At 44.4% G+C, this 25,821-nt stretch carries 27 protein-coding genes and 1 other RNA gene; 19 read left to right on the top strand and 9 right to left on the bottom strand.

All coding sequences use genetic code 11. The annotated features are described in order from the left end of the window. Nucleotides 1–240: 240 nt before the first annotated feature. The 3 genes from egtD to egtC form a co-directional block, all read right to left on the bottom strand. Entirely contained in the window at nucleotides 241–1,287 is a 1,047-nt protein-coding gene (gene egtD, locus QUB26_RS19900; RefSeq protein WP_333246426.1) for an L-histidine N(alpha)-methyltransferase, read from the bottom strand. Between the two features lie 380 nt (nucleotides 1,288–1,667). Beyond that, a complete protein-coding gene (egtB, locus tag QUB26_RS19895) occupies nucleotides 1,668–2,966 on the bottom strand; it encodes an ergothioneine biosynthesis protein EgtB (protein WP_333247001.1) in 1,299 nt (432 codons plus the stop codon). Further along, nucleotides 2,938–3,726 (bottom strand): ergothioneine biosynthesis protein EgtC, encoded by a 789-nt coding sequence (egtC, locus tag QUB26_RS19890; protein WP_333246999.1) that lies wholly within the window; start codon nucleotides 3,724–3,726, stop codon nucleotides 2,938–2,940. Before egtC ends, egtB begins: the two co-directional genes overlap by 29 nt. Before the next feature lie 203 nt (nucleotides 3,727–3,929). Here egtC and QUB26_RS19885 point away from each other — a divergent pair, with 203 nt between their 5' ends. From QUB26_RS19885 to QUB26_RS19875, 3 genes are all read left to right on the top strand, one after another. Further along, nucleotides 3,930–4,148, top strand: coding sequence for a hypothetical protein (locus tag QUB26_RS19885; protein ID WP_190736419.1), 219 nt, complete (start codon nucleotides 3,930–3,932; stop codon nucleotides 4,146–4,148). A gap of 1,207 nt (nucleotides 4,149–5,355) precedes the next feature. After that, on the top strand, nucleotides 5,356–6,921 hold the full coding sequence (locus QUB26_RS19880; RefSeq protein ID WP_333243687.1) for a methyl-accepting chemotaxis protein: 1,566 nt from the start codon (nucleotides 5,356–5,358) through the stop codon (nucleotides 6,919–6,921). A 786-nt stretch (nucleotides 6,922–7,707) separates the two neighbouring features. Beyond that, the gene (locus QUB26_RS19875; protein WP_333056152.1) at nucleotides 7,708–7,995 is read left to right on the top strand and encodes an RNA-binding protein; all 288 of its coding nucleotides are present in this window, start codon (nucleotides 7,708–7,710) and stop codon (nucleotides 7,993–7,995) included. Here QUB26_RS19875 and QUB26_RS19870 read toward each other — a convergent pair. From QUB26_RS19870 to QUB26_RS19860, 3 genes are all read right to left on the bottom strand, one after another. After that, nucleotides 7,992–8,147: a hypothetical protein gene (locus tag QUB26_RS19870; RefSeq protein ID WP_333243690.1), complete on the bottom strand. Its 156-nt coding sequence runs from the start codon at nucleotides 8,145–8,147 to the stop codon at nucleotides 7,992–7,994. The genes QUB26_RS19875 and QUB26_RS19870 overlap by 4 nt on opposite strands. A 117-nt stretch (nucleotides 8,148–8,264) precedes the next feature. Beyond that, the gene (locus QUB26_RS19865; protein ID WP_333243694.1) at nucleotides 8,265–8,711 is read right to left on the bottom strand and encodes a hypothetical protein; all 447 of its coding nucleotides are present in this window, start codon (nucleotides 8,709–8,711) and stop codon (nucleotides 8,265–8,267) included. Nucleotides 8,712–9,008: 297 nt separating this feature from the next. After that, the gene (locus tag QUB26_RS19860; protein WP_333319356.1) at nucleotides 9,009–11,495 is read right to left on the bottom strand and encodes a putative PEP-binding protein; all 2,487 of its coding nucleotides are present in this window, start codon (nucleotides 11,493–11,495) and stop codon (nucleotides 9,009–9,011) included. Between the two features lie 72 nt (nucleotides 11,496–11,567). On the opposite strand from QUB26_RS19860, the gene QUB26_RS19855 reads away from it, so the two are divergent. Further along, nucleotides 11,568–12,254, top strand: coding sequence for a ComF family protein (locus QUB26_RS19855; protein WP_333319354.1), 687 nt, complete (start codon nucleotides 11,568–11,570; stop codon nucleotides 12,252–12,254). Nucleotides 12,255–12,575: 321 nt separating this feature from the next. Here the strand turns inward: QUB26_RS19855 and QUB26_RS19850 are convergent, their stop codons facing one another. Beyond that, on the bottom strand, nucleotides 12,576–13,130 hold the full coding sequence (locus QUB26_RS19850) for a 2'-5' RNA ligase family protein (protein ID WP_333056146.1): 555 nt from the start codon (nucleotides 13,128–13,130) through the stop codon (nucleotides 12,576–12,578). Between the two features lie 127 nt (nucleotides 13,131–13,257). On the opposite strand from QUB26_RS19850, the gene QUB26_RS19845 reads away from it, so the two are divergent. The 12 genes from QUB26_RS19845 (at nucleotide 13,258) to QUB26_RS19790 (ending at nucleotide 21,745) form a co-directional block, all read left to right on the top strand. After that, complete coding sequence (locus QUB26_RS19845) at nucleotides 13,258–13,524, top strand: YciI family protein (protein ID WP_333319350.1); 267 nt, start codon at nucleotides 13,258–13,260, stop codon at nucleotides 13,522–13,524. A 23-nt stretch (nucleotides 13,525–13,547) separates the two neighbouring features. After that, nucleotides 13,548–13,644: signal recognition particle sRNA small type (gene ffs, locus QUB26_RS19840), an RNA gene on the top strand. A gap of 23 nt (nucleotides 13,645–13,667) precedes the next feature. Further along, complete coding sequence (locus QUB26_RS19835) at nucleotides 13,668–14,048, top strand: phasin-related domain-containing protein (protein ID WP_333056143.1); 381 nt, start codon at nucleotides 13,668–13,670, stop codon at nucleotides 14,046–14,048. Nucleotides 14,049–14,246: 198 nt separating this feature from the next. Next, nucleotides 14,247–14,690, top strand: coding sequence for a hypothetical protein (locus tag QUB26_RS19830; RefSeq protein WP_333319348.1), 444 nt, complete (start codon nucleotides 14,247–14,249; stop codon nucleotides 14,688–14,690). A gap of 34 nt (nucleotides 14,691–14,724) precedes the next feature. Further along, nucleotides 14,725–15,300, top strand: a complete 576-nt coding sequence (locus QUB26_RS19825; RefSeq protein WP_333243710.1) for a Uma2 family endonuclease — start codon at nucleotides 14,725–14,727, stop codon at nucleotides 15,298–15,300. Between the two features lie 90 nt (nucleotides 15,301–15,390). Continuing rightward, nucleotides 15,391–16,737 carry a DNA phosphorothioation system restriction enzyme gene (locus QUB26_RS19820; RefSeq protein WP_333243795.1) on the top strand — a complete coding sequence of 449 codons (1,347 nt, stop codon included), beginning with the start codon at nucleotides 15,391–15,393 and terminating at the stop codon, nucleotides 16,735–16,737. An 86-nt stretch (nucleotides 16,738–16,823) separates the two neighbouring features. Beyond that, nucleotides 16,824–17,099, top strand: coding sequence for a hypothetical protein (locus tag QUB26_RS19815; protein ID WP_006632986.1), 276 nt, complete (start codon nucleotides 16,824–16,826; stop codon nucleotides 17,097–17,099). Continuing rightward, on the top strand, nucleotides 17,096–19,162 hold the full coding sequence (locus QUB26_RS19810) for an AAA family ATPase (RefSeq protein WP_333319346.1): 2,067 nt from the start codon (nucleotides 17,096–17,098) through the stop codon (nucleotides 19,160–19,162). Before QUB26_RS19815 ends, QUB26_RS19810 begins: the two co-directional genes overlap by 4 nt. Next, nucleotides 19,152–19,808 (top strand): Uma2 family endonuclease, encoded by a 657-nt coding sequence (locus tag QUB26_RS19805; protein ID WP_333319343.1) that lies wholly within the window; start codon nucleotides 19,152–19,154, stop codon nucleotides 19,806–19,808. Before QUB26_RS19810 ends, QUB26_RS19805 begins: the two co-directional genes overlap by 11 nt. Before the next feature lie 12 nt (nucleotides 19,809–19,820). Then, a complete protein-coding gene (locus QUB26_RS19800) occupies nucleotides 19,821–20,141 on the top strand; it encodes a nucleoside triphosphate pyrophosphohydrolase (protein ID WP_333243721.1) in 321 nt (106 codons plus the stop codon). Between the two features lie 67 nt (nucleotides 20,142–20,208). Further along, complete coding sequence (locus tag QUB26_RS19795) at nucleotides 20,209–20,679, top strand: DNA phosphorothioation-associated protein 4 (RefSeq protein ID WP_333319341.1); 471 nt, start codon at nucleotides 20,209–20,211, stop codon at nucleotides 20,677–20,679. Between the two features lie 10 nt (nucleotides 20,680–20,689). After that, the gene (locus tag QUB26_RS19790; protein ID WP_333319339.1) at nucleotides 20,690–21,745 is read left to right on the top strand and encodes an endonuclease/exonuclease/phosphatase family protein; all 1,056 of its coding nucleotides are present in this window, start codon (nucleotides 20,690–20,692) and stop codon (nucleotides 21,743–21,745) included. Between the two features lie 226 nt (nucleotides 21,746–21,971). On the opposite strand, the gene tnpA is transcribed toward QUB26_RS19790, so the two are convergent. Further along, on the bottom strand, nucleotides 21,972–22,370 hold the full coding sequence (tnpA, locus tag QUB26_RS19785) for an IS200/IS605 family transposase (protein ID WP_333243727.1): 399 nt from the start codon (nucleotides 22,368–22,370) through the stop codon (nucleotides 21,972–21,974). A gap of 52 nt (nucleotides 22,371–22,422) precedes the next feature. Between tnpA and QUB26_RS19780 the strand changes: the two genes are divergently transcribed. From QUB26_RS19780 to QUB26_RS19775, 3 genes are read left to right on the top strand one after another with little or no spacing between them, the layout of a single operon-like run. Further along, nucleotides 22,423–23,565, top strand: coding sequence for a transposase (locus QUB26_RS19780; RefSeq protein WP_333243730.1), 1,143 nt, complete (start codon nucleotides 22,423–22,425; stop codon nucleotides 23,563–23,565). A 9-nt stretch (nucleotides 23,566–23,574) separates the two neighbouring features. Beyond that, nucleotides 23,575–23,757 (top strand): DUF6888 family protein, encoded by a 183-nt coding sequence (locus QUB26_RS32065; RefSeq protein ID WP_445299628.1) that lies wholly within the window; start codon nucleotides 23,575–23,577, stop codon nucleotides 23,755–23,757. After that, a complete protein-coding gene (locus tag QUB26_RS19775) occupies nucleotides 23,744–23,959 on the top strand; it encodes a DUF6887 family protein (RefSeq protein WP_333163313.1) in 216 nt (71 codons plus the stop codon). Before QUB26_RS32065 ends, QUB26_RS19775 begins: the two co-directional genes overlap by 14 nt. A 62-nt stretch (nucleotides 23,960–24,021) precedes the next feature. Here QUB26_RS19775 and QUB26_RS19770 read toward each other — a convergent pair whose 3' ends face one another. Beyond that, entirely contained in the window at nucleotides 24,022–25,614 is a 1,593-nt protein-coding gene (locus QUB26_RS19770; RefSeq protein ID WP_333319338.1) for a DGQHR domain-containing protein, read from the bottom strand. Nucleotides 25,615–25,821 lie beyond the last annotated feature (207 nt).

The following is a 25,821-nucleotide window of genomic DNA, read 5'->3' as shown; positions in this document are numbered from 1 at the left end:
CCCGCCCGTCCTTTTTGGACGGGCGGGACGCCCATCCCACAAACTTGTGGAAGTTATTTAATTCTCATTCCTAACAGGATATCCTGAATTCAGAACCATCGACAACACAGAAATTGAGGAGACGGCAGTGCCGTGTCCCTACCCCAAAACGTCGTAGCACGGGCGAGAACCCGACGCCATCGCCCGATTTGCAGGGACAGGGCAGTGCCGTGTCCTGACTGTGCGTAATATCTGAAGAACTCATTTATTAACATCAGAAATTTGACAAAGCATCAAGCCAAACCACTGATTTGGATCAGTCCAAACTTGCACCGGCATTAAACCACGCTGCGACAGTTCTTTTTTTACAGTAGTGAGATTAAACTTGCGCGATATTTCGCTGCGGATAGTTTCTCCCGCTGCAAATTCAACCGTTAAATTGAGAGAACGCAACTGCACTGTTTGCGCTTTTTTACTTTTCAAGTGCATTTCAATTTGACATTCCTCTTGATTGTAAAAAGCCCAATGCTCGAACTGTGCTAAATCAAAATTTCCATCATATTTTCGATTTAAATGTCGCAGCATATTCAAGTTAAATGCTGCCGTTACTCCTTGACTGTCATCGTAGGCAGGCTCTAAAATATCCTTAGATTTGTCCAAGTCAATTCCCAGCAAAAAATACTCTCCCGGCTGCAATGCACCGACAATTTGCGAGAAGAATAAATCGCATTCTTGAGCGTTGAGATTGCCGAGGGTACTGCCGAGAAAGCAAATCATTCGGGTTGGCAACGGCGACGGTGCAATTTTAGCTAAGGCTAATTCGTAAGTGCTGACAAGTCCGTGAATCTGGAGCGACGGATAATCTGCCAACAGTTGACAAGCGCTGCTTTCTAGGATAGTAGGACTGATGTCGATCGGCAAATAATGCAGGGGATATTCCAGTTGACTGTAAGCATCAAGGAGAATCCGAGTTTTGGTGGAACTGCCACTGCCGAGTTCGACGATTTCGCAGGGGCCCGTTAAATTGGCGATCGCCCCCGCGCACCCCTGCAAAATAGCCGTCTCAGTGCGTGTCAGGTAGTATTCCGGCAACTGGCAAATCAACTCAAACAGGTTCGAGCCGCGATCGTCGTAGAAATACTTTGGAGGCAGGGATTTCGGGGTTTGAGTCAACCCGCTAACTGCATCGCTGCCAGCATTGATTTCTGCGGGTGTCAGTGCCGCAGCGCTCACCAGTCGCTCTAAGTGCAGCCGGTTTTCTTTTGTTGAGGCTGAGTTGGTTGTGTCGGACAGTCTTGGGGATTTCATAAAGTAATTTTTAGATGCACACATGGGTATAGCACGCAGTCGCGTTGCCAAATATCGCGATCAAGTCAGATTTTTCAGGTGACTCTCCGTTCTGTATTGTCTCACCCGATGGATCTCGCATCCACAATTAAAACTTAAAATTTATCCACAAAAATTATTGAATACTTAACCAAACTTGTTTTATTTGAGCTTGTCACATGGAAAAATGTTGGGAATTTTGCAAACAAATTTTGTCCCCAATTCCCTCTCCAGCCCTTTATCTGATGTTCGTCAAATAAGCTTTCTAAGGCAAGTATTAAGGAATTTGTTAATTTGAAAAATCCGCTGACTAAATTCCTTAATATGAACAAACTTGATGGTAATTATAATTACCTAGCAAACTACTTAGCGCAGCGAAAACCAGCAATAATTTGCCGCACGCCCGGATAATACCAATTCCGAAAGGTCGATCGCAGTGCCTGCGGAAAAGTCGCCCAACTCCCGCCTTTCAAAACCCGGTGTTCTCCATCAAAATAAACTTGAGAATAGCCTCTGTAAGGATAACTTTCAAATCCCGGATAGGCGTCAAAGGTTGAAGCAGTCCACTCCCAAACATTGCCCAACATATCATAGCAGCCGATCGCACTTGCTCCTTTGGGAAAGGCATCAACTGGCGAAGTATTGGCAATATTATTGCCGTGATTGCACAGGCTGCCGTTTGGCGGTTCTTCTCCCCAAGGATAGATGCGATATGTTTGATTTGTGGCGTCCCAACTCGCAGCTTTTTCCCATTCGGCTTCCGATGGTAAACGCTTGCCGATAAAGTTGCAGTAAGCTTCGGCTTCGTACCAACTCACGCCGCAGACTGGATGGTTGTTGAAAGCTGGATTTTCTGACCAGTAAAGCGGTTGAGAGACGGCTTCGCCTTGCAGCCATTTCCAGCCGTCCGCTGACCACCAATCAGGGTTTTGATAGCCGCCGGATTCCATGAAATCTCGGTATTCACGGCAAGTGACGGGATAGCGATCGATCGAGTATGCTTCTAAATCACACAGGTGGCGCGATCGCTCATTATCCAAAGCCTCAGCAGCATCGCTTCCCATGTAAAATTCCCCGCCCGGAATTTCAATCGCCGAATCGGTAATTGGGAATTGGGCATTGGGAATTGGGAATTTCGGCTGCTTTATTCCTCTCTGTTGTAGAGAATTAATCCGTGTATCCCTGTCCAAATCCGTGTCGTGCCTTTCTTCCTTCTTCCTGTGCATTTGCAACACGAAAGCAACAGTTTCGCAGTGCTGGCTTTCGTGCTGAATAATAAACCGCCAGAGACGTTCTTGCTCGTCGATCGGCGCTACTTCCAAATAATCTAACACCTTTTTTCTCACCGCGTCCAGATATAATTCAACTTCAGGTAACGCGGGCAGAAAAACCCGTTGTTTTTTCGGCAAAATATCAGCAGCAAAAAGTTGGTGATACTGAGGAAAGACAGGTTCCAAGCCAGCACATCGTTGCAACAGCCACAAATCCTCAGTATAAGCAATGTGACCTAAGTGCCAGCCAACTGGACTGAAATCAGGATGAGCTTGACGGCAAAAAGTATCATAATCGATGTCTGCAAATAGCTTGAAAGTGCCGCGGCGACACTGCTGCAAATCGCGATAAATTGCCTCTCTACAAGATTGGATAGATTTCGATATCACGCTCTACTCCGGTACTGATAATGCTCTGGACTGGGCACTCGTGCCAATTGCCAGCAAATAAAGGTTCAGAAGCAATAATGACAGAATTCGGGAAATTTAAATCGTCTCGCAGCCAATAGAGGGAAGGAGGGGTTTTTTGGGAAGCAAAGCGAGAGGCAACGAGCTGGTGTCCGTCGCTGATAATTATATTAGCTGAAAATTCTACTTGGTGAACGTTTGCTAGCTCTGCCAAAATTTTCAGCGACTTTTGCAAAGCTGCTTGTACGGTCAGATTTCCGGCTGTCAATTCATTGACAAACAAGGCGAAGATATGCTCTGAATCTGTAGTACCGTTAATTGATTGATAAAGGGTATCGCTGAGTCGATCGCGAATTGGTCTGTAAAGAGTTTGCCGAAAATTCTTCACGAAGCCGTTGTGTACGAACAGCAGGCGATCGTTCTGAAACGGCTGACAGTTGCTCAAATCTACAGCTTGTCCTGAAGTTGCACTGCGAACGTATCCGATCGCGCATCCAGATTCAACGTATCGGCTGATACTCGGAAGGTTAACGTCGCTCCAAATTGGCTGTACATTTTTATAAGTAAACGGGTCAGTATCTAGGTGCGGGTGATACCAACCAATACCAAAACCGTCAGCATTGAGTAGGCCAGAAGTCATTTCGCGGGGCTGGTAACTCTGCACAATTAGGGAATGTTCCGGCTTGTACAGAATAGCATCGAGTAAAATCGGCTCCCCGAGGTAGCCAAGCAAACGGCACATAAAATTTTTGCAGCAAATTGATTAGCATTGTAGGCCATTAACCGAAAAATTGCCCGTTAGCGAAGCCCGCCCCTACGGGGGCTACGCCAACGAAGAGGATAGCCCATCTTCAGGGCTGGAAGGTTTTTTGTAGCCTGCTGCCAGCATCGCAGTACAAACGATACAGTTAAGGTAGAACCCCTGCAGCACAAGGAGACTCTTGAATGTTCCTCGACGAACTCATCCCAATGGCGAAAGAATTGATCGAACAGCCGATCGCCTTCGCGGGCGGATTTTTATCTGGCCTGCTTCGACTCAACCTTCACGAAGATCCCGTTAAAAGCTGGATCGACGAGCAAGCTGGTTCAACTTCCTACACTACTCCCCCAGCCGAACCCACCAACGGTAAAAGCACGGGGCCTCAGTCAATCTCGATCGACTAAGGAAAAGCAGTAACATCCTCCCAACGCCAAACTGATTACAGTTATGGCGTGGGCTTCCAAACTTCACACTTTGGCTTTTCGCGTTTTTCCCTTACGGGATTTCCACACTTGACTAGAGTGAATTTCTCAGCCCCCGCTAGAAAATCTGCACAGACACAAGCGATTCCCGTATAGCCTTTTTCAGATAGATGAAGTACAATAACACCAGTGTGTAAACCAGTTCCAAATATCTTGCTGAGAAAGTTGACGAAATGCAAACTCGATCGCATTTCCTAATTATTGATATTTTTTTTGTTAATCAAACTGAAAATATTTTTAAATTTTGAGCCTAATTTTTCAGGTTTATGATAAATCAGGCGAAGGGGGCGACAAGTATATTACTTTCGCCCTTTTTATTGATTACTTTATTTAATTATTTTGTCTGTTTCTATGATTATTCTCCATCACTCCCAAAGCATTTTTCCATAATCTCGGTAAGTTACCTGATCATAAAATCCTCAAATATAATTGTATCATTTTCCTTATTAAATTAACTTATAAGCTGTCGCGCATTTAAATTATATATTAGGGGCGGGCTAGAAGCCCAACCCTACTCCCCACAAGAGTTTGATTGTTTTTTGACATATAATTTAAATGCCGCAACAGCTTATAGCGATTCTAAGTGAATTGTGTAATTGTTCTAGGGGCAAAACTCACGCCCGGTTGCCCCAATCCGTGGGGGTAGGCACAGGGCACTACCCCTACATATTTGTACAACTGATGCGAGGATTGCTATAAGCTGTGGAGCATTTAAAGCAGTAACGAGGCTTGTATGGTGCGTCAATCGATTTGAGATTTGAGATTTGAGATTAAAGAATTGACTCCCCGGATAAATGCTCTTTCTTGAGGATTTTCGATTTGAGATGCTTTCAATTGATTCCACAGATAAATCACGTGGCGGGTACCACCTTTGAAATTCGTGGTCAGGAGTTAACACTTACGCGCTTATGCGGGAAACATTTCTGTAATGACCCACCCTACTATCGTCTTTTAAATGCCGAACAGCTTACTCATCAATTCATTACTACTTTTAACAGGCAAAAACTCAAATGTAAACTTTTAATAGGTAATTCATCTACCTGATAGAAGCTATAATATACAAGATATGTCCATAATTGCAGCGAGGATAACTGTAGTAGAAGTAAGCAGAAATAGTATGTTGAGAAAAATGAATTTACAAACCAGACTAATCAGTGCCTTTCTGACGATGGGACTTTTAGTATTTTTAGTAGCCTGGGTAGGATGGAGTTCAACATCCAATCTCAGTCAACACATAGAGACTCTCGGTAAAAATAAATTACCGAGTATTGAAGCATTATTGAAAATTAACGAGGGACAAACCCAAATTGAGTCATCCGAAAGAGCGCTAATTCATCCCGCACTCAGTCAAGCAGAAAGGCAAGATGCTTTAAACAGAATGGACAAGGCTTGGCAGCAGATTCAAAATGGCTTTAAAGCATACGAAGTGCTTCCTCGTACCTCAGATGAAGACGCACTATATCAACAAATGCTTAAGTATTGGGAGGAGTGGCAGCAGGAAGCTCAAGAACTCCTGCTAATTAATAAAGAATTTGAAACACTGGGAATTTTCAATCCTTTGGCTTTGCAGATTGAACTACTTAAGCAGGGTAAAAGTAATTCGCCGGAAATGGCAAGAGCAAACACAGCTACTAACCTTTTGAATAAACTTAGTCAGCAAGCTAAGGTGATTCGTGTTAGATTTATCAAATCTGAACAAGCCACTTTAGCAGTAGCTGAATCCAACCGAAAGGAAGCAGACGAAGCTTATAAAAGCGCAGAAAACGATCGTAAAAAAACTCAAATAGCTGTAGTATTGGGCATGACATTGGGGCCGCTAATAGCGATTATTTTAGGCATATCTTTAAGCATAGCGATCGCCAAACCTTTAGATCGAGCGCTCAAAGGTATTATTAATATGATTGTCAGTTCTTCTACCGAGATAGCGGCTACAATTGAGCAACAGGAACGTATTGCTGTACAACAAGCTGCTTCTGTTAATCAAACAACCACCACAATGGATGAATTGGGCGCATCATCGAGGCAATCAGCTATGCAAGCCGAATCAGCCCTTGAAAATGCCAGTAATGTCTTAAATATGGCTGCCGAAGGCAGTAAAGTGGTGCATAAAACCCAGCAGGGAATGTTGAGTTTGACGGAAAAAGTCGGAGCAATTGCCGCTCAAGTTTTAAACTTGAGCCAGCAAACCAATCAGATTGCTAATATTACCAATTTAGTCAGCGATTTGGCTAGTCAAACTAATATGCTGGCGATTAACGCTACAGTGGAAGCAGTACGCACGGGAGAACAAGGAAAGGGGTTTGGGGTGGTGGCGACGGAAATTCGCAGACTGGCAGATCAAAGCAAAAAATCGTCGGATCAGATTAGTGATTTGATAAACGGTATTAAGAATTCCATTAATAAAACAGTGATGGTAACAGATGAGGGCAAGAAAACTTTAGATAATAGCCTGAAATTGACTGAAGGTACGGCGGATAATTTTAACAATGTTGCTAATGCTATTAACAGTGTTGTTGTCAGCAGTCAGCAAATTTATCTTAATACCAAACAGCAGGCGATCGCTATTGAGCAAGTGGTAGATGCGATGAATGTTCTGAATAAAGGAGCAGCGGAAACAGCCAGCGGTATTACCCAAAGTCGAATTGGCACTCAAACACTTAACAAAGCGGCTTTAAATCTCAAATCCTTAGTTTAATTGAGAAAAGAAAGTAATATCCTAAACTGGGGATGAAGGAGATGGAGAGAAAATGTTCCCAATTCCTCATTTCCACTTGGCAATTCCAAATTTTGCCCAAGGATTGAAAGTGACATCTCCCCGTTTAGGCAAGGGTTGGGGAGATGTGAAGTAGGTTTCCTCAAAGGGCTGTCTAGATGTGTATAGTAATTCTCAAGTGAGTGAGGTATAGATTTGAATTTTAGATGAAAGAAGGGCAGAAGTGGGGAATTGGTAATTAATTGCCAAGTACCTCACGAAAGTTGACAACCGCTATATCAACGCTCGTGGCCCAGAGCAACCTAATATATTATACCTTGTTAGTCGCTATGTTTCCGAAGATGCTTGGTGATTCGTCGCCCACCAATCAGCGATCAGATTAAAATCAAGTATTGTTCAGGGGTGGGATTCCTCGTCGCCCCAAAACTCATATCCTCACTCATTCGCAGGGCGAGTGAGGAGATGAGTTTTGATTAAGCTAACTATTGCAGCCAGTACCAAGGGTTGGTCAATCGATTTTAGATTTTAGATTTTAGATTTTAGAATTGAAGCATTGACTTGCGCGAGATAAATTCGGGGGGCAAGTTTCTCGGATACAGGTTTTTTATTTATCCACGCATAAATCAGGGGGCTTGTATCCTGGATGCTTTCGGTGAGTGCGGCAAACCCTTTTAGTCAGAGTCGATCGCCCAGTTGTATGCTAGATAGCACTTGACAGTTAAATTAACAGGTTATTATGTATAGCACAACAAGTTCAGTTCGATCGACATGACTATCTACATTGGAAATCTGTCTTACCGCGCCACCGAAGAAGACCTGAAAGCAGTATTTGCAGAATACGGCACAGTCAAGCGAGTTGTCTTGCCTACCGACAGGGAAACCGGTCGGATGCGCGGTTTTGCATTTGTTGAGATGATGGAGGATGCCCAAGAAGACGCTGCAATTGCCGAATTAGACGGTGCAGAGTGGATGGGGCGCCCCTTGCGAGTGAACAAAGCTAAACCGAAAGAAGAGGGAAATCGAGGCGCAGGTATCAATAGAAACGACGGATATTAGTCTGGGATGCGGCGGTTGACATCCTCTCGGAACCCACCTGATGCACCAGTGCGCCAGTAGCGCCGAATTGCTACCAGCAGTTGATTTTGGGGATGAAATGTCAAATCCGCTGCACAAAAACATCGATTCTTTGTGGGCTGCACTTGATTCATAACTTTTTGAGCAAGACAGAATTTAGGCACGCTAGTCTAGAAACCCGATTTCTTGGGCGATACCGGGCTGCTAAAAGCAAAATTTGTCAGGAGAAACCGGGTTGATGAGCGTTAATCTTAAAAAGAGTAAACTCGCCCTTTTTCATCAATATAAACTGACCGGTCTTGCCTAGTGCGGCCGTCTGCTCTGGTGATGCGAATCGTCAAAATGTTTGTCTGCGAGTCAACGTTATAGTCGTATTTCAAAGTTGTGGTTGCTGTTGTGGCATTAATCGGAATATTGGCAATGTCGCCGGTACGATTGCTGAGGCGAACACTGATGTTTCTGCTGGCTCCGACTGGCAAGGATGACAAGCTGCCACCTGATTCACCGTATTCTAGGTTCAATCCCGTTTCATTTAACAGTCTGAGGGTAATGTTGCGAGTATTGTCAACCTGCGCTTGAGGTTGCCAGAATCCGGGTTTTGTCCCGCCGTCAGTTGCAGGTTGAGATAATGCTGGATGGGGATGCAGAAAGCCCAGGGCGGCAAGTATTGCTGCGGTTGCAATAATTTTTGATTTCACTGTTTGTACCTCCGATTCAAGTGTTGCTGATATTTCTAGCATAGCTTTAAAATCTGATCTTTTGATAGCGGAAGGAAAAAGAAGGAAGAAGCAATCTTGGGCTCATGTTTCACCAATTAAAAATGTCCTCACTGTCTGGGCGGTTGCTATATAATTAGAAACCGGGCTTCTGTAGTGGTTAATATCCGTGGATGCACGGGTTGTTTAGAAAGCCGATTTCTGAGGGGGTGGCTGCTTGCCAAAGCTATGATTTAGAGTAGAAACCGGATTTCTGAGGTAAAGTGGGTGCGGGAGTGGTTAATTGTTAATTATCGATCGAGCGGCTTCTAGCAGCAGGCGCTGTTCGGCGCGGACGATCGCCCTGCTAGTTTGTTCTGCTGCATCGACATTGACCGAAATAGACGAAATTCCCCACCGCACGAAGGATTCAACTGTATCGGGATACAATGCGGGAGCGTCGCCACAGATCGAGCAAGGAATGCCGACAGCCCTGGCTTGTTTGATTAATTGTTCGATCGCCCTCATCACTGCTCGCTCGCGCCCGTTAAATGCACCTGCTACCTGGTCGGAGTTGCGGTGAATGCCTAACAGAAATTGGGTTAAATCGTTGGTGCCGATGGAAATTCCTTGAACCCCGGCTTTTACGTAATCTGGTAATAAAAATAACACCGAAGGAACTTCCGCCATAATCCACAGTTGAAATTCGGGCGAGCGGTTTTTCCAAACAGTTTCTAAGCGCTGGCGGCAGTAGATAAACTCCTCAACCGATCGCACGAAAGGCAAAATTAAATTAACATTTGTATGACCTGACTCGCAGACTTTTTGAAGTACGCAGAGTTCCCAATCAAATAATTCCGGTTCAAAGGTATAACTGAAACTGCCGTGGTCGCCTGACTCGCGTAAATCGAGAGAGCGATAAAATATTGGCTGCGGGGAAACGGCAGCAGCAAATAAGCTGAGGCAATCCGCCATGCGATCGACAAATTCCGATTGGCGGCCGTCTTGTAGCCAAACTTTGGGGTTTTCACAGTCCAAAGCTTCTAATGCCATTAATTCCGATCGCAGCAATCCGATGCCGTCTATTGGCAGATTTTTGAGGCGGTCAATCGAACTTGTTTGGCTGACATTAACTAGCAGTTGAGTCGCCGTTGGTGGGCCCCAAACATATTGAGTAGACTCAGATTGTCGAGATTTAGGCTCGGAATTGGACGATCGATCAGAGGTAGAAGATTGGTGCTTGGCTATTGACATTTTGGCTGCTGTACTGTATGTATCTGCCTTTTTTGCTGTGTCCAGAAGTCGGCGGCTGTCTGCTGTCTCGATCGCATCGGGTTGGGCGAGGGCAAAAACTTCTCCGGTATCGCCGTCTACCAAAACCGAATCGCCCGAGGCGATCACCCGCGTGGCCCCGGTCACTCCCACAACGGCAGGAATCCCCAATTCTCTCGCTAAAATGGCGCCGTGGCCTGTCATACCTCCTTGTTCGGCAACCACCCCAGCAGCAACCTTCAGCCAAGGCAGCCAATTCGGATCGATTGTCCGAGCTACCAAAATGCCTCCGGCTAGGAATTCCGCGTTTTCTGGGTGGGAATTAGTCATAACTTGGGCAATTGCTTCGGCTTTTCCTGATGCTGCTGCCACACCTCTGAGTATGGCAGGAGTTCGGGCTCTTGCGATCGAGTTTGGCTGCCGGAGGGATCTCGAATTTTCCTCTAGTGGCGCGACTTTTTCCGCTTTGACAAGACGAACTTGAGTGAAATAAAACTGCAGTTCGCCGCTGTTTTCTGTCTGGTTTAGCGTCCACTCCAAAATTAAATCTGAGTCAAATTCGGCGATCGCTTTTTTACTCAATTCAATGATTTCTTGCAGTTGCGATTCCTCTAAAACATATTCTGTTTGTGCTTCCTCTCCCAGCGCTAAAACTTGCACGCAACAGTCAGCAAAATCAGGAATTATAAATGGAGAATCGGGAATTGGGAAAGCAGCAAACTTGCCCAGTAGCAGTTTTTTTTTCGGTTCACCATCGCCGACTTTGAGATTGTAGGCTAATGTTTTGTAACCGATCCGCTGGAATTTAACCGCGCTTGTTTCCGGCTGCACTTGATAGTAATCGGGGATGGTTTCTCCCCTAGCCAGGGACAATCCCAAACCGCTGGTGGCTTGGACTTCCCACTGTGCGCCCGCCTTTGTTTTCACCTCGCCCGCGGCGATGGCTTCTTGAAGTGGCTGCACCAAAACTGCGGGATTGATTTGCTGTACCCGCAGGCCGCACCGCTGCCAGTAAAATAGACTTCGGGCTCTGAACATTTCTGCCCAAGCTCGTTTGAGTCCGGCCCCAATGGCTTCGGGTTCTGCCCGTACTGCCTGAGATTCCAAAATGCCGACTGTTTTCGGGTTCCAGGAAGTCAGGGAAGGGCGAAAAATTAAGGCTGTGGAGTTTAAGTTTGACTGTGAGTTGAGTTGAGAAACAGCAGACTCTAGGGTGGAGAGCAGTGAATCGGGCAGTTTGCCGGTGAGGATTTGGTGGCGGATGCTGCGGGCGATCGATTGCAGTTGTCTGGGTTCATCGACATTCAAGTGCAGGGAAGAGTGTGGCCAGTCAGCAAACAGCGGTTCTAGGCAGTCGATCGACTCTAAAAACTGCCAGAATGTAGTAGCCGGCACGACAAAACCCGGTACAACGGGATGATTTTTCTGGAGCAAACAGCTCAAGTAAAATGCTTTTTCTCCCACTGCATCTCTGTCTGAAGGTTGAATTTTGTCTAACCAGTAGAGGTTTTTCACGCTGCGAGCCTGTCCGTGGAAACAGATTGAATTTGATAGTTTTTCCCATTAATCACTTACGACAATTTTAGGATGAACAAGCGACAATGGACGGGATTAGTCAAATCTTTTCTCAATCTATTTCTTAAGTCTAACTGTCCTCTTTGTCAGCGACCGGCCGCCGGAGAGTTTTGTCCCTACTGTGACAAGCAGCTTCAGCAATGTCAATTAAGCGATCCGGGTCGATTTTGGCATTCACAGCAGCGTGTTTTTGTGTGGGGTGAGTATGGCGGGGCTCTCAAACGGGCGATCGCAGCTTTGAAATATGACGGCAATCCGCAATTAGCCAAACCTCTCGGCGGCTGGCTGGCGGAAGCTTGGCTGAGTTTTCCCGAATTAGCTATAGACAATTTAACTGTTGTACCGATTCCCCTGCACAAAGAAAAGCTCAAGCAGCGCGGTTTTAACCAGGCGGAACTTTTGGCTGAAAGTTTTTGCGATCTGACTGGTTTGCCTTTGCAGCGGCACGGTTTGGATCGGGTGAAAAATACTCAGGCTTTATTCGCTCTGACGCCGCAGCAGCGCCAAGCGGAAATGAAAAATGCTTTAGGTTTGGGGAAAGATTTCCGTCGTCGCCTCCCGCGCGATCGAGTGCTGTTAGTTGATGATATTTACACTAGCGGTACTACGGTTAAGTCGGCAATTAAAATTTTGGAACAATCGGGAATTTCGGTTTATGGAACTGTGGCACTTGCAACTCCGAATAAGAGCGATCGGTAGCCTATTTTGACGAGTGAGTTTAAACTCACATCTTGCACCATTTTCAATTACTTGTTTAGGAACAGGCTTTTCGGCCTGTTCCACAAGAAAACTCATTCTTTGTGGAACGGGCATCTTGCCCGTTTAGGAACAGGCTTTTCGGCCTGTTCCACAAGAAAACTCATTCTTTGTGGAACGGGCATCTTGCCCGTTCTTGACAATGGTGCAACATCTGAGTTTAAACAGGTTTGTAGTGATGACTAAAGTCCTTATTACAAACCTATAATAAAAAATTTTGGGAAAACGAACCGCGAAGACGCGAAGGAAGAGAAAGAAGAGAGTTTAGGCGGAAAGCGGGAATTGATTGCTGATGTTCCACCGGCTGCCGTCGTGAAGCAGTAAAGTTAACGCCGAAGCGGTAAACTCAAAGTGGAGCGATCGCCCTGCAAATTCCAACCAAGCTGTTTGAAAATTCTCCTTAGTTAAATCGCGAAATGCTACTGTCATGTGCGGTACAAATGGGCGACTTTGAGAAACTCGATCGACAATTCCCAAATTTGCCTCCAAATAACTCATCAAAGATGAGTGAATCTCCAGCAATTCGGGCGATTTGAAAACATCAGCGTAAATGACGCGGGGCGTGAAAGCAGCAAAACCAGATAGAGTAACGGGAATGGGCCGCCGATTTGCAGAAAACTGGTTCAAACTTTCCTCTAATTTGGCAACATCCTCCGCTAACGAGTGAAAAGGAGGTTGCAGCGTGATGTGCGGCGGGGAATTCAAAGCACCGCGGCTGTTGTAATGTTCCGCAAAATATAGTTTAATCTCAGTAATGTGTTGTTCAATATCGGGAGGCGGCACTAGGGCAATAAAAAATCGCTGTTTTGACGGGTTCATGGGATAACATCGCAGTGAGGAAGAAATGGCGGAGTATGGAAAATCGAGTATTTACTCAAGGCTTGTACCAAAAACTCCATTCCCAATCTACAATCCAAAATCCAAAATCTAAAATCTAAAATTTAAAATGCCTTGGTTTGTCAAAATTGAGCAAGGAATTGTCGAAAAGCCTGTCTTTGACCAATTCGTGCCAGCTCACAGAGCTTATGTCCGAGAGTTGATTTCTAAAGGACACCGAGCGAAAACTGGCTACTGGGGGCGGCGGGGCGGCGGTATGTTGCTGTTTGAGGCGGGTTCGATGGATGAGGCGAAGGCGATCGTCGCTGAAGACCCGCTGGTGAAGAACGGTTGCGTTATTTATGAAATTTATCACTGGTGTGTGGTTGAAGAATAAATAACTGTGTTATACTCATAAATGAACTGGACCCACGCGATTCCAACGCCCAAATCTTGTCAGGACCGGAAGGTAGCAGCAACACGGGATGCTTGTAATAGGCGTGGTCTCCGGTTCACCCAGTTTTATGAGGTGTAGCTCCTATGCCTGGTTTCGGAGATATTTTACAAAAAGCAGTTTACCTTGGTGTCGGGCTAGCTTCCTATGCTGGTGAAAAAGCTGGCAGCAAGTTAACTGAATTACGCACTGAAGCCCAAAAGCTGGCAGACGAATTGGTGAAGCGGGGCGAGATGTCCACGGAAGAAGCTCGCCGCTTTGTTGACGATATGGTACAACAGGCTCAGCAGCAGCCTCCCGTAGCCTCGGCTGGGAACGAAAAACCCGCTGAACCTCGGCGGATTGAAATTGTTTCTGAGGAAGAAGATGTCTCGGCAAAAGATGCTAAAGAGACAGGCGGCGTAGACAAGCTCCGCGAACAAGTGCAGAATTTACAAGAGGAATTGCGGCGGCTGAAGCGGGATTAAGCAGGAAAAAGCTCGCTCAGCAAAGCAGGAAGGGAACTCAGGATAATAATCTTGAGTTCCCTTTTTGAATATTTCCCCTGTCAGATGTGGACGGATATCCGGCAATAGGTAATAGAATTGAAAATAGGTGCGATCGCTTCACTTGAGGCTGGCTGCACTTGTCTGTAAAATATTTTGTAATAGCCAACTGTCAAATTCATGGAAGATTGGTCTAAAGATTTTTTTGGAGTAATGGAAAATGCTGTTTCTGAAGTAGAGCATTTTTTCAGCGAAATGGGCGAAGAGTTTGTCGAAATGCTGGACGTTTTGGCAAAAATGTCGGAAGAGTTTACAGAACAAGTACAAAATAATCTGATTAATGACATTGACGGCTATTTCAATGAATTTGACGGTTTATTTAATGAATTTATCGAACCGATAATTGAAATTTGCCGCGACTTCGACCCGCAATTTGATGAGATAGATTTGTCGATGGTGACTTATGTAGACCCTTCGCCGACGCAACAGCCGGCTTGTCGCGGTTGTCGCAACTATCACGGTCAAGTTTACGGGGGAAATTTGTTGGTTTGTGCGATGCACCCTACTGGTGTGGAATCGGAAAGTTGTGCGGATTGGGAAACAGACGGCGATGCAGATTTTTAATGGCCCAGTTGAGTTGTTGAGGGTTTAATGGCTTATGGTAACGTCAATTCAGTCTCCGTCAAAGATTTCTCTGGAAGAGTTTCTGCTATTGCCAGAGACTAAGCCTGCTAGCGAGTATGTTGATGGTCAAATTTATCAAAAAGCTATGCCACAAGGAAAACACAGCACGTTACAATTCGAGTTTCCATCTGTTATTAATCGAGTTGGCAAACCGCAGAAGTTAGCTTATGCGTTTCCAGAATTGCGCTGCACTTTTGGGGGACGTTCTCTTGTTCCAGACATAGCAGTGTTCGAGTGGGATCGCATTCCTCTAGATGCTGACGGAGAAATTGCAAATAGGTTTGAAATTGTACCGGATTGGACAATTGAGATTTTATCGCCGGATCAAAATCCAACTCGGGTCATTAATAATATTTTGTTTTGCTTAAATCACAATGCTAAACTGGGTTGGTTGATTGACCCGGCAGAAAAATTAGTTCTTGTTTTTAAACCGCAGCAGCAACCAGAGGCTAAAGAGAATCAGGATATTTTACCTGTGCTCGATGTGCTGTCAGGTTTGCAACTGTCGGCGGCGGATTTGTTTGGGCTGTTAAGTTTCGATCGCCCGTGAGTTACAGTTGAGTATAGGGAATTTTGCATCTAACGGCATTTAAAGGTGAATCGCTCAACGGCTAATAATTCGCAATTTGGATTTCCGAAAATGCCGCCATCGCTGCAATTGCGAGAGTATCAGCGAGTGGCGGTTGCTAATTGGTTTGCGAATCAGGGACGCGGTACGCTGAAGATGGCGACGGGTAGCGGCAAGACGATTACTGCGCTGGCGATCGCCACTGAATTATACAATAAAATTAACCTACAAGTCCTGCTCGTAATTTGCCCTTACTGCCACCTGGTTAATCAGTGGGCGCGCGAATCCGAGAAATTTGGTTTAAAACCTATTTTGGCTTTTGATAGCGCCCGTAGTTGGCAAAACAAGCTGGCTGCGGGTTTGTATGAAGTGCGATCGGGCGATCGGCTATTTCTCACAATCATCACTACCAATGCTACCTTAATGGGAGATAGTTTGCGATCGCAACTGCGCTATTTCCCAGAAAAAACCCTGATTATTGGAGACGAAGTTCACAACTTAGGCGCCCCCCGTTTAGGAGAAAGTTTGCCGCGCAATATTGGACTGCGACTCGCCCTTTCCGCCACCCCAGAAAGGCATTTCGACGAACAGGGAACAGAAGCTATTTTAGATTATTTCGGCCCAGTTTTGCAGCCGGAACTCACCTTAGCAGATGCCATCCGCCAAAAAGCATTAGTACATTATTTATACTATCCGATTTTAGTAGAATTGACCGAAGCCGAAACCCGCAAATATTCCCGCTTAACTCAAAAAATTGGCTGGGCGCTTTGGGGCGATGAAAAAGTAGAAGAAAACGATGCTTTAACGACTTTATTAATGCAGCGAGCTCGGTTGATTGGGGCAGCGGCTAATAAATTAGTAGCTTTGCGAGAATTAATGATTCACCGTCTCGACACAGCCCACACTTTATTTTACTGCGGCGACGGTGCGATCGAAGGAGGGGCGCGCCGAAATAACAACCGCCAACTAACAGAAACCGCGAAGTTATTGGGTTCAGAATTAGGCTACCGAGTTAACACTTATACTGCGGCAACTCCTTTAGCAGAAAGAGAACGATTGCGCCGACAATTTGAGAGTGGAGAATTGCAAGGTTTGGTAGCGATTCGCTGTTTGGATGAAGGCGTTGATATTCCAGCAATTCGCAATGCTGTAATTTTAGCAAGCAGTAGCAATCCGCGCCAGTTTATTCAGCGCCGGGGACGCATTTTGCGGCCGCATCCGGGGAAGGAAAGGGCAACTTTATTTGACATGATAGTTTTGCCTCCCGATTTGGGTCGGGAAACCTTAGAAGTCGAGCGCAATTTGCTACGAAAAGAGTTGAAACGGTTCTTGGAATTTGCCGATTTAGCTGACAATGCTGGGGAAGCTAGAGTGAAATTGCTGCAAATTCAGAGGCGTTACGGGCTATTAGACATTTGACATTTATTAAGGTTCGGTTTATGTTTGAGAATAGAGAATTATTCGATCGTAGTTTGAGTTGCTAGCTTTTAATATTTGAAAAAAAAATGACTGAAAATCTGCATGAAAATCTGATTATGGCATTTAGATATGAAGATAGTGCGATCGCAGCCGTACCGACAAGCATTTTAGCAGAAAAGCGTTCTTCTTATCAAACTCATCAGGAATTCAGCGACGTACAGCAACCAATTACTAGCGCGCCACCGGAAGTCCGACAAATTATTGAGCGGGTATTGGAAATTGAAAAAGATAAACTGTACATGAGAGCTCCTCGCCACATTAACGATGACATTTTAAAAATCATTAAGGAAGCAATTGTATGAAGTTAATCTCAATTACTCTATGCAACTTTCGTCAATTTTACGGCAAAAGTCCCGAAATTAAACTAGCTTGGGGCGGGCAAAATATTACAGTAATTCACGGGAATAATGGCGCCGGAAAAACTGCCTTAATGAATGCCTTTACGTGGGTACTTTACGGAAGATTTAGCGCGGCTTTTGCGGCAGAAGAACAATTAGTAAACAAGCGCGCTTTGGCTGAGGCGGAAATGGGAAAAGCCGTAGGTTGTTGGGCGGAAATTGTGTTTGAACATGACAGCACGCGCTACCAAGCAAGACGCATTTGTCGTGCTTATAAAAGTGAAAATACTGTAGAACATGGTAAGGCTGAATTGTTTCTGAATGTAGCAAAAGATAACGGTCTGTGGCTGAAGCCGGATCAGCATCCCGATGATATTATCGGGCGGATTTTGCCGGAAAGTTTACATAAATATTTCTTTTTTGATGGGGAGCGAATCGAGCAAATTGTCCGCTATGACAAGAAGGCAGAAATTGCGGAAGCTACTAAGGAGTTGCTGGGAGTTGAAGTGTTGAATAGATCGCTCCGGCATTTACTAGAAGCAAAAAAATCTCTAGAGACAGATTTAAATATAATTGGGAATGCTGAAACGAAGAAACTTTTAAAAGACAAGCAAAAAATTGAGCAAGAAGCTGAGCAACTTTCGAGCAGACAAGTAGAAATCGAGCAGGAATTGGTCAACCAAGGGGAGTTAAAAAAAGCAGTTAATGGTAACTTATTGGAACTTAGCGGTGCTGCGGATTTACAAAAGTTGCGAGACGAATTGGAAATGCAGAAAAGTTTATTGAAGCAACAAATTGTACAGGCTACAGATGCTCTCAAACGCTCAATCTCTATGCGGGGTTATGGGGTATTTCTGTCAGAGGCTGCGGCTGAATTTAAAGTAATTGTTGAAGGTTTGCGGGAAGGCGGCTCGTTGCTTTCGGGGATTCAGCGACCGTTTTTGGAACAGTTATTAGCGCAGCAGCGGTGTATCTGCGGTGCGGAATTAGTGGAGGGTTCTGAGTCACGCCAACAGGTTAGCGGTTGGATGGATAAAGCGGGTGTTGGGGATGTGGAAGAAACAACTATTCGGATTAGCGATCGGGTAAATGAAATTGATAAACAAGTGGCTGATTTTTGGGAGGAAATTGACCGACACCAAGGCAATATCAGCCGCGACAGAACCGAACTTTCGCGGGTGGAAAATCAGTTAGACGATATTCACAACAAGCTGCGAAATTTTCCTGACGAGGATGTCAGCCGCTTGCAAAAGCGCTTGGATGAAATTGAGGCAAAAATTGGCGATTTGCACCGGGAAACAGGCTCTAATCAGCAGCAGATTGAGAGTTTGAATGTGCAGGTGTCGGCTTTGGACAAGCAAATCGATAAGCAGCAACTGAATGAGCAAAGGCAAGTATTAGCCCAGCGCCGGATTGCTGCGACTCAGGATGCGATCGATCGCCTAACTGAAGTGCGAGATCGCTTAGAAAAACAGTTTTGTTCTCAGTTGGAAAAGCGGGTGCAAGATATTTTTAGTCAAATTTCTTTTACTCCTTATATCCCAAAACTGAGCGATAAATACGAACTGACTCTAGTAGAAAATACCTCTGGTAAAGAATCATTGGTGGCCGCTTCTACGGGAGAAAATCAAATTCTCAGTTTATCGTTTATCGGCGGAATTATTGAGGGCGTGCGTGAGTGGAGTCAAAAGAATACTTTGATGGGCCCGGATAGCAGTACGTTTCCAATTGTAATGGATTCTCCTTTTGGCAGTTTGGACGAGATTTATCGCAAGCAAATCGCCAATAAGCTGCCGAAGTTGGCGAATCAATTAGTAGTTTTGGTAACAAAAACTCAGTGGCGCGGAGAAGTTGCTCAAGAGATGGAAAGCTGCACTGGCAGGGAATACGTGCTGGTGTACAATTCTCCGAAAGCTGATTGTGAAGAAGATGCGATCGAACTTGGCGGGACGCGCTATCCTTTAGTTAGGCGCAGTCCGAATGAATTTGAATATACGGAAATTGTAGAGGTGGATTATGGCTTCTAATTCGGCAATTACGCAGGTTTTGGAAACGGATATTTGGGTGAAGGCGACGTGGGAAGAGTTTCTAAATTTTGCTGAGGATTCAGCATGGGAAAAGGGCAAGTTTTATTACTATCAAGAACACATGAGGATAGAAATGTCACCAGTAGGGCCATTGCACGGGCGTCAAAATTCAATTATGGCCTGTGTAGTTATTCTGTTTGCAACATTGAAAAATATCCGAGTAGTTCAGTTTACTAACACCAGTTTTCGCAAAGCAGGTATCGGCGAGTTTCAACCTGATTTAGCTTACTACATCGGTTCAGATTTAAGAGTGCCTCCTGATGATAGCAATTCTGCTGTTGATTTAAATCTATACGATCCGCCTAATTTGATAATAGAAATTGGTGCATCTTCTTTTAACGATGATTTAGGCAGTAAGCGGTTGCTTTACGAAAATGCAGGAATTAGTGAATATTGGGTTGAACGTGCAAACACGCGGGAGGTTTTTGCGTTTGCGATAAATGGCGGAGGTAGCGGGAGAATTCAAGAGTCGCGGGTTTTACCGGGGCTGGAAATCCGGTTAGTTGAGGAAGCTTTGAACCGGAGTCTGACGCAAGATGATGGGGAAATTAATCGCTGGTTGATTCAAACTTTTAGTCAAGGTTGAAGGGAGTTTGACGTGGAAAAGCAGTATCATAAGTTGGTTCGCGATCGCATTCCTGAAATTATTCGTAAAAGCGGGAATGAATGCGAGTTTGTAATTTTGTCGGAGGCAGAATACCGTCAAGCTTTGCTGCAGAAATTGATTGAAGAAGCGGGGGAAGCAGCTTCCGCCCACGAGGAAGATTTGGTGGCGGAATTGGCGGATTTGTATGAGGTGATAGATGCGGTGATGGCGAGTTTTGGCATTTCGGGCGATCGACTTTTGGCGGAACAAATGAAGCGGCGCGAAGCAAGAGGAGGTTTTGCACAAAAAATTATGTTGTTGCGGACATTGTGAATTGGCCCTGCGCCCAGTGTTGGATATTTGCGAGATGTATTATAATTAGAAACTAGATATTATGGCAATGGCTGCTAACAAAATTAGAATTGCTAAAGATAAAGCGGAGTTAGTCAAATCATTAACTTTATTGGATAACCACACTGGCCCTTTCCAGACTTACGCCGATGTCATCGCTTTCGCCGCATCCTTGGGAAAGCAGCGGAAAAAACGATCGCCTTTGGGGGAAATTTCTAAACGAGAACCAGGGGCGATAGATGTTGATATTTTTGTATCCAGGGGTTACGATATGGCGATTAAGTTAATTGCGATCGCCGAAACCAAAAATCCTCAAATTCTCTCCCATCTCAACGAAAAATTGGAAGCAGAACGGTTGCAAATTTTTGAAGAATATGCTAATGGTGGACTAGAAATTTTGCGAGAAGAGTTGCGGGGTGCGGCGGATTATACCGATCGCCTGTTGTTGGTTTTGATTTCTGAAAGAGACAACCAACATCGGTCAAATGAAGAATTCGATTTAAGCAAGTTCTTATTTTAATAGGTGCCCAATGAAGTATGTACTAGCAGAGATCGTAAAGAAAGGGCTTAAGGAATCTGCCAAATTTTTCGCTTACGGCTACTCAGTATTCATGATCTGCTATTTCATTCTCAAACTAATCCTTTGGGATAGAATAGGAGTTATTGCCTTAATTACCACTTTTATTCCCTTAATTTTATTCCCAACTTTCCTGCTTCCCATCATCGGATTGTCAATCATCAAAAAAAGATGGTTCACTATTATTTCGGCAATCGCCTGCATTATCCTAATAAGTTGGCTGCACATTAAATACTTTTCTCCCACACCAATAAACATCACAGATTCGCACCCCAGCATCAAAATTTTATCCCATAACGTCCATTGGTATAAAACTCAGTCGCCAAGTTTAGCTAAACTGATTCAGAATCAAAAACCCGATATTATATTTTTACAAGAAATCGTTAGTAAACATACCGAAAGAGCTTTCACCTGGTTAAAAGCAGACTACCCCTATCAAATTGGCAATCCCCCTGTAGGAATTCTCAGTAAATATCCGATTGTCTCCAGCGAAATACTGCACTTAGCCGGCCATCCAGAAACGCAGCAGCGGGCAATTATTAAATTTAACGAACAAGAAGTAGTGATTTATAATATGCAAGCTACCGGGCCGTGGTTGACCAGAGCTAGAAAATTGCGTTTTTTCAAACTTCCTGTTTACATATATGGCAAACGATCGCCTGAAATTCAAGACTTAGTGCAGCGAGTTGAGCGAGAAACTCTGCCAGTCATTGTCGCGGGCGATTTTAATATGACAGACGAAACTCAAGACTATTACAGGGTAAAGAAAGTCTTGCAAGATTCTTTCCGAAAATCTGGATTTGGGTTTGGTTTTACCTGGCCTCACGGTTGGGAACTTAACTTATTGGTAAAAAGGTTAAATTGGAGATTGAATTATCCCGTTTGCCGGATTGATTATATTTGGTATTCAAAGCATTGGGGCGCTAAATCTAGTTCGGTTTTGGAGGCAACGGAGTCAGATCATTTGCCTGTAGGAGCCGAACTTATTTTGTTAAAGGAAGCGGTATAATGTATATAAATTGAGAGGTAAACTTTGGTCTACTATCGAGCGGTAGTAGTGTTTTATAGACAAAAATTGCTAAAATTGATAATATAAATATACAACTTTCCTTGAGCTATATGTTAAAATAAGTATTAGGTTGAGTGATTGACAAATGCCTACTGCTGCCCAGCTAGAGAGTTTATATCGCATCAGTTATCAACTGACAAAAAAAATGGATACAAGCCCCGTCCTTCTAGGACGGCTTTTCTTGGTTTCTGATATATTCTTTCAAAACTTCTAAAGGCGCACCTCCTACGGAAACAGCAAAATAACTGGGACTCCACAATGCTTCTTTGTGGGGTTTTTCGTATCCAGCCTGTCCGTACCGACGACTAGAAACGCCTTTTAATGCGTTAACGATTTGAGAAATAGACAATTTCGGCGGATACTCAATCAGCGCGTGAACATGGTTGCCTTCGCCATTGAACTCTAGCATTTGAAAGTTCATTTTTTGGGCTACCTCTCGAAAGGATTTTTCAATCAAATCAAGACCTTCGCCAGTAAACACAGACCGACGATATTTTGTTACGCAGACCAAGTGTATTTTAAGTTCTGTAACAGAGTGGCGCTCACGACGATAAACAGTTGTCATTACTTGCAAACCAACATATAATCAAATTTACAGACCAATATTTAGTATAACCATGAAGGCGAGATTCAAGTACAGATTTTATCCGACGACAGAACAGAAGCAGAGCTTGGCTCGGCTGTTTGGGTGTGTCAGAAAAGTCTGGAACGATAGTCTAGCTCTCTGCAAACAGTCTGAAAAAAAGCCAAGTTCGGCAGACCTGCAAAAAATCGTGATAACCCAAGCGAAAAAGACCGAAGAAAGAGCTTGGTTAAGCGAAGTCTCTAATATCCCCCTACAGCAATCTGTAGCGGATTTAGAGACAGCTTTCAAGAACTTTTTCGACTCTTGTAAAGGGAAGAAAAAAGGCCGTAGAGTGGGTTATCCTAAATTCAAAAAAAGAACTAATAGTCAGTCGGCACGATTTAGAATTGGAGGTTTTTCCCTAAAAAATAACGGTGTTTATTTGGCCAAGATTGGTGTTGTTCATCCAGTATGGTCAAGAACGCTACCATCTGAACCTAGTTCGGTCACAGTAATCAAAGATTGTGCAAATCGTTATTTTCTTAGTTTCGTGGTAGAAATTGAACCCATTCATTCTGAGGCCAAAAATCCAAGTATCGGAATCGATCTGGGAATAAAAACTTTTGCAGTGATGAGTAATGGCGAGAGTGCTGAAAGTCCTAATTACAAAAAGTTAGATCGGAAAATTCGGAAACTTCAACGTAAATTAGCCCGCCAGCCGAAAGACTCTAAAAGGAGAAACGTAACACGAATCAGTATTGCTAAGTTGCACAACCGCATTGCCGATACCCGTAAAGATTTCCTGCAAAAATTGTCAACCAAAGTGGTCAACGAAAACCAAGTGATCATTTTGGAAGATTTGAACGTATCAGGTATGGTGAAAAACCGGAAACTCTCAAGAGCAATTAGTCAGCAAGGATGGAGGGAGTTTAGAACTCTCTGTGAGGCTAAGTCCGAAAAGTTTGGGAGAGAGTTTCAAGTGATTAGTAGGTGGGAGCCTACTAGCCAAGTTTGTGCGGACTGTGGCTTTAAATGGGGCAAGATTGATTTGTCTGTTCGTTCAGTGCTTTGTTTGAGTTGTGGTATTGAGCAGGATAGAGATCAAAATGCTTCAAGAATGATACAAAAAGTCGGGATGGGGAATCGCCACGACTCAAAACGGGCGCTGAGGGATTGTCAGACTAGCAACGGTTAGCAGAACCCGATGAAGCGTCAAGAATCACCGCGTCTTAAGACCGGTGAGTATTTCAACTACACGATGCTTCAGCCTATACATCTGATTTGTGTTGACGATCGCACTCGTAACGTATACATATTGGCTGGGTACGATGAAGAGCTTGAGTTCCAAATTTTACCCAATGGGGAGTTTGCTGATGAGCCAAGTTAACTATAACGCCATGTCGAATACTGAATTGAAACAGTATTTTCTTAAACATCGTGGAAATCGAGCCGCTTTTCAGGCATATTTAGATAGAATCAATCAGCATCCGCTGAGGATTATTGCAAGTCCCGGCGATCCAGATTTTGATGAGAAAGTTCAAGCCGCAATTCGCCGCAAGTTAGAAGTTGCAAGAAATCGCAGCACTTGAATGAAGCTAGGGATACGGCAGTGCCGTATCCTGTATTTCATCATACTTGATCCAAGAAAAACTTAGCTAAGCACCGGCGGCAATCCTACCTCTTGCGGCTGCACAAATCGGCCGTTAAAACTAATAGCTTTATCCTCAAAAGTCCTCGCTTCCGCTAACGCTTGCCGCAAATGAGCTCGCTCCATATCGTCCTGAATTCCCCCCACCAAATATACAATTAACTTCGTTGCTAAATCCTTTCCAGAAACTAGCACTCGCTTTTTGTTCGGATCGTACAAAATCCCGTACCAGGCAGACTCAGGATTGTCCATGTGGCTAAATCCTTCATCCACATCGTACCTGCGGAGTTTGTCGAAAATAGATTTCAGGGAAAGTTTCTTTCTAAATACTAGAATTCCCAAAGCATTAGCTAAAGCAACTTGACCGACTGGACGGAACAAAATATTTCCCTCGCCCCCAGGCTTTTCAAAACTAAATCGGCGCAATTCAGCCGTTTCTTCGCCGCTTTCTATTCTTTGATAGCTGGGTAAAGTTGCTAAATGATCGAACAATTTTTTAAACTCTTCAATTCCCTCTTTCAGTTCTTCATCTTCGGGACGCATGGGAATTAAACCTTTTCGTTCCGGCTTCCAATGGGGGAATTTGTATTCTAAATACCGTTCGGACATATCTTGCAGCGCTTGCAATGTAGTTAACACAGTTGATTTTGCTGCGACTGTCGCGCTGTCCCAATTGACGCGGGGGTTTCTGTCATCTTGTTCTTTTAATAAGGGATGGGTGACGGCAATTTTTCGGGCCGCGATCGCAAATCCGTTGTCCTCGTTCAATAATGCTAGCTGACCCTGACTTAGCGTTACCGCCATTAGGTTAACGTGCACAAAGATCGATCGCACGCGCCGTTGTGCTTGCTGTCGCGTTTCCCCCGCTACCGCCGCCGGGATAAACTCAATCCCGATTTTTTCGTGAGCTAATTTATACACTGTTTCGGGGTCGATTTGATACTCTTCTGCTAAATCTTCCAGAGTTATTGCAGCGCCGACAGGTTTTTTATTTTTGTTGTATCTTTGCAGGATTCCGGTTTTAATTAAACTCATTAAACCTTGAACTCCCATCAGCCGATGCTGGCCGTCTAAGGCAAAAATTGAGACTTTTTGAGATACATTCAAAAGCCCTAAGTTCTCGTTTTTATCAAAGGATGTAAATTCAGTCGCCGATTTGGTTGCTACGCCATTTTTATCCCATTCCTCGGCTAGAGGATTATCTACCCACGGGGGACTGACGACTACTAAAACTGCGGGGAATTTGTGCGATTTTCTGGCTGCTAAATATTGAGTGAGGGCGGCTTGGCGCGACCAATCTAAGGGACGCTGGATAATTTCGTCAATGGTTTCGTCGTCGCGGACGATGTTGTTGGTTTGGAGGTCGAATTTTTGGCGGAAAAGCGGCATTTGCGATGCGAAACGGACGCGAGAGTCTAACCATTCTAGGGTGACTGAACCGATGTATGCTTCGCTATTTCCCATCTGGGTTTTTTGTACGAAAATGCGATCGTCCTTTCCTAAATAATTATCTAATAAAAGTGCGATTTCCTGTCTGTCGCTATTTTCTTTTTCTAAAATTTTACTAGCGAGGTCATCCGCTGGGTTGGTAGTCATCGGCGGTTTTTAGATAATTAGGCTATTTTTTCAAAAATATCATGGGTTAAATTCTATGTCAACTATTGTTTTTTAAAAAGTTTTGTGAAATACTTGAGTTGTCGGGGAACTGTCCCAGACGCAATACCATATTTATTGCACGATGTCAAGCATTTATTTATTTAAACCGCAGATGAACGCAGATAGACGCAGATAAGAGTTATTCAT

Origin of the sequence: Microcoleus sp. B4-C1 (genome assembly GCF_036705285.1) — a bacterium.
In the GTDB taxonomy this organism is placed as follows: domain Bacteria; phylum Cyanobacteriota; class Cyanobacteriia; order Cyanobacteriales; family Microcoleaceae; genus Microcoleus.
The sequence above is the reverse complement of the archived record's forward strand: the minus strand, read 5'-3'. Positions and strand labels throughout refer to the sequence as shown.

What these genes read in the sequence shown, in the direction of transcription:
- egtD (WP_333246426.1), bottom strand. Translation starts at nt 1,287, where the DNA reads ATGAAATCCCCAAGACTGTCCGACACAACCAACTCAGCCTCAACAAAA.
- egtC (WP_333246999.1), bottom strand. Translation starts at nt 3,726, where the DNA reads ATGTGCCGTTTGCTTGGCTACCTCGGGGAGCCGATTTTACTCGATGCT.
- QUB26_RS19885 (WP_190736419.1), top strand. Translation starts at nt 3,930, where the DNA reads ATGTTCCTCGACGAACTCATCCCAATGGCGAAAGAATTGATCGAACAG.
- QUB26_RS19880 (WP_333243687.1), top strand. Translation starts at nt 5,356, where the DNA reads ATGAATTTACAAACCAGACTAATCAGTGCCTTTCTGACGATGGGACTT.
- QUB26_RS19875 (WP_333056152.1), top strand. Translation starts at nt 7,708, where the DNA reads ATGACTATCTACATTGGAAATCTGTCTTACCGCGCCACCGAAGAAGAC.
- QUB26_RS19870 (WP_333243690.1), bottom strand. Translation starts at nt 8,147, where the DNA reads ATGAATCAAGTGCAGCCCACAAAGAATCGATGTTTTTGTGCAGCGGAT.
- QUB26_RS19855 (WP_333319354.1), top strand. Translation starts at nt 11,568, where the DNA reads ATGAACAAGCGACAATGGACGGGATTAGTCAAATCTTTTCTCAATCTA.
- QUB26_RS19850 (WP_333056146.1), bottom strand. Translation starts at nt 13,130, where the DNA reads ATGAACCCGTCAAAACAGCGATTTTTTATTGCCCTAGTGCCGCCTCCC.
- QUB26_RS19845 (WP_333319350.1), top strand. Translation starts at nt 13,258, where the DNA reads ATGCCTTGGTTTGTCAAAATTGAGCAAGGAATTGTCGAAAAGCCTGTC.
- QUB26_RS19835 (WP_333056143.1), top strand. Translation starts at nt 13,668, where the DNA reads ATGCCTGGTTTCGGAGATATTTTACAAAAAGCAGTTTACCTTGGTGTC.
- QUB26_RS19830 (WP_333319348.1), top strand. Translation starts at nt 14,247, where the DNA reads ATGGAAGATTGGTCTAAAGATTTTTTTGGAGTAATGGAAAATGCTGTT.
- QUB26_RS19825 (WP_333243710.1), top strand. Translation starts at nt 14,725, where the DNA reads ATGGTAACGTCAATTCAGTCTCCGTCAAAGATTTCTCTGGAAGAGTTT.
- QUB26_RS19820 (WP_333243795.1), top strand. Translation starts at nt 15,391, where the DNA reads ATGCCGCCATCGCTGCAATTGCGAGAGTATCAGCGAGTGGCGGTTGCT.
- QUB26_RS19815 (WP_006632986.1), top strand. Translation starts at nt 16,824, where the DNA reads ATGACTGAAAATCTGCATGAAAATCTGATTATGGCATTTAGATATGAA.
- QUB26_RS19810 (WP_333319346.1), top strand. Translation starts at nt 17,096, where the DNA reads ATGAAGTTAATCTCAATTACTCTATGCAACTTTCGTCAATTTTACGGC.
- QUB26_RS19805 (WP_333319343.1), top strand. Translation starts at nt 19,152, where the DNA reads ATGGCTTCTAATTCGGCAATTACGCAGGTTTTGGAAACGGATATTTGG.
- QUB26_RS19795 (WP_333319341.1), top strand. Translation starts at nt 20,209, where the DNA reads ATGGCTGCTAACAAAATTAGAATTGCTAAAGATAAAGCGGAGTTAGTC.
- QUB26_RS19790 (WP_333319339.1), top strand. Translation starts at nt 20,690, where the DNA reads ATGAAGTATGTACTAGCAGAGATCGTAAAGAAAGGGCTTAAGGAATCT.
- tnpA (WP_333243727.1), bottom strand. Translation starts at nt 22,370, where the DNA reads ATGACAACTGTTTATCGTCGTGAGCGCCACTCTGTTACAGAACTTAAA.
- QUB26_RS19780 (WP_333243730.1), top strand. Translation starts at nt 22,423, where the DNA reads ATGAAGGCGAGATTCAAGTACAGATTTTATCCGACGACAGAACAGAAG.
- QUB26_RS32065 (WP_445299628.1), top strand. Translation starts at nt 23,575, where the DNA reads ATGAAGCGTCAAGAATCACCGCGTCTTAAGACCGGTGAGTATTTCAAC.
- QUB26_RS19775 (WP_333163313.1), top strand. Translation starts at nt 23,744, where the DNA reads ATGAGCCAAGTTAACTATAACGCCATGTCGAATACTGAATTGAAACAG.
- QUB26_RS19770 (WP_333319338.1), bottom strand. Translation starts at nt 25,614, where the DNA reads ATGACTACCAACCCAGCGGATGACCTCGCTAGTAAAATTTTAGAAAAA.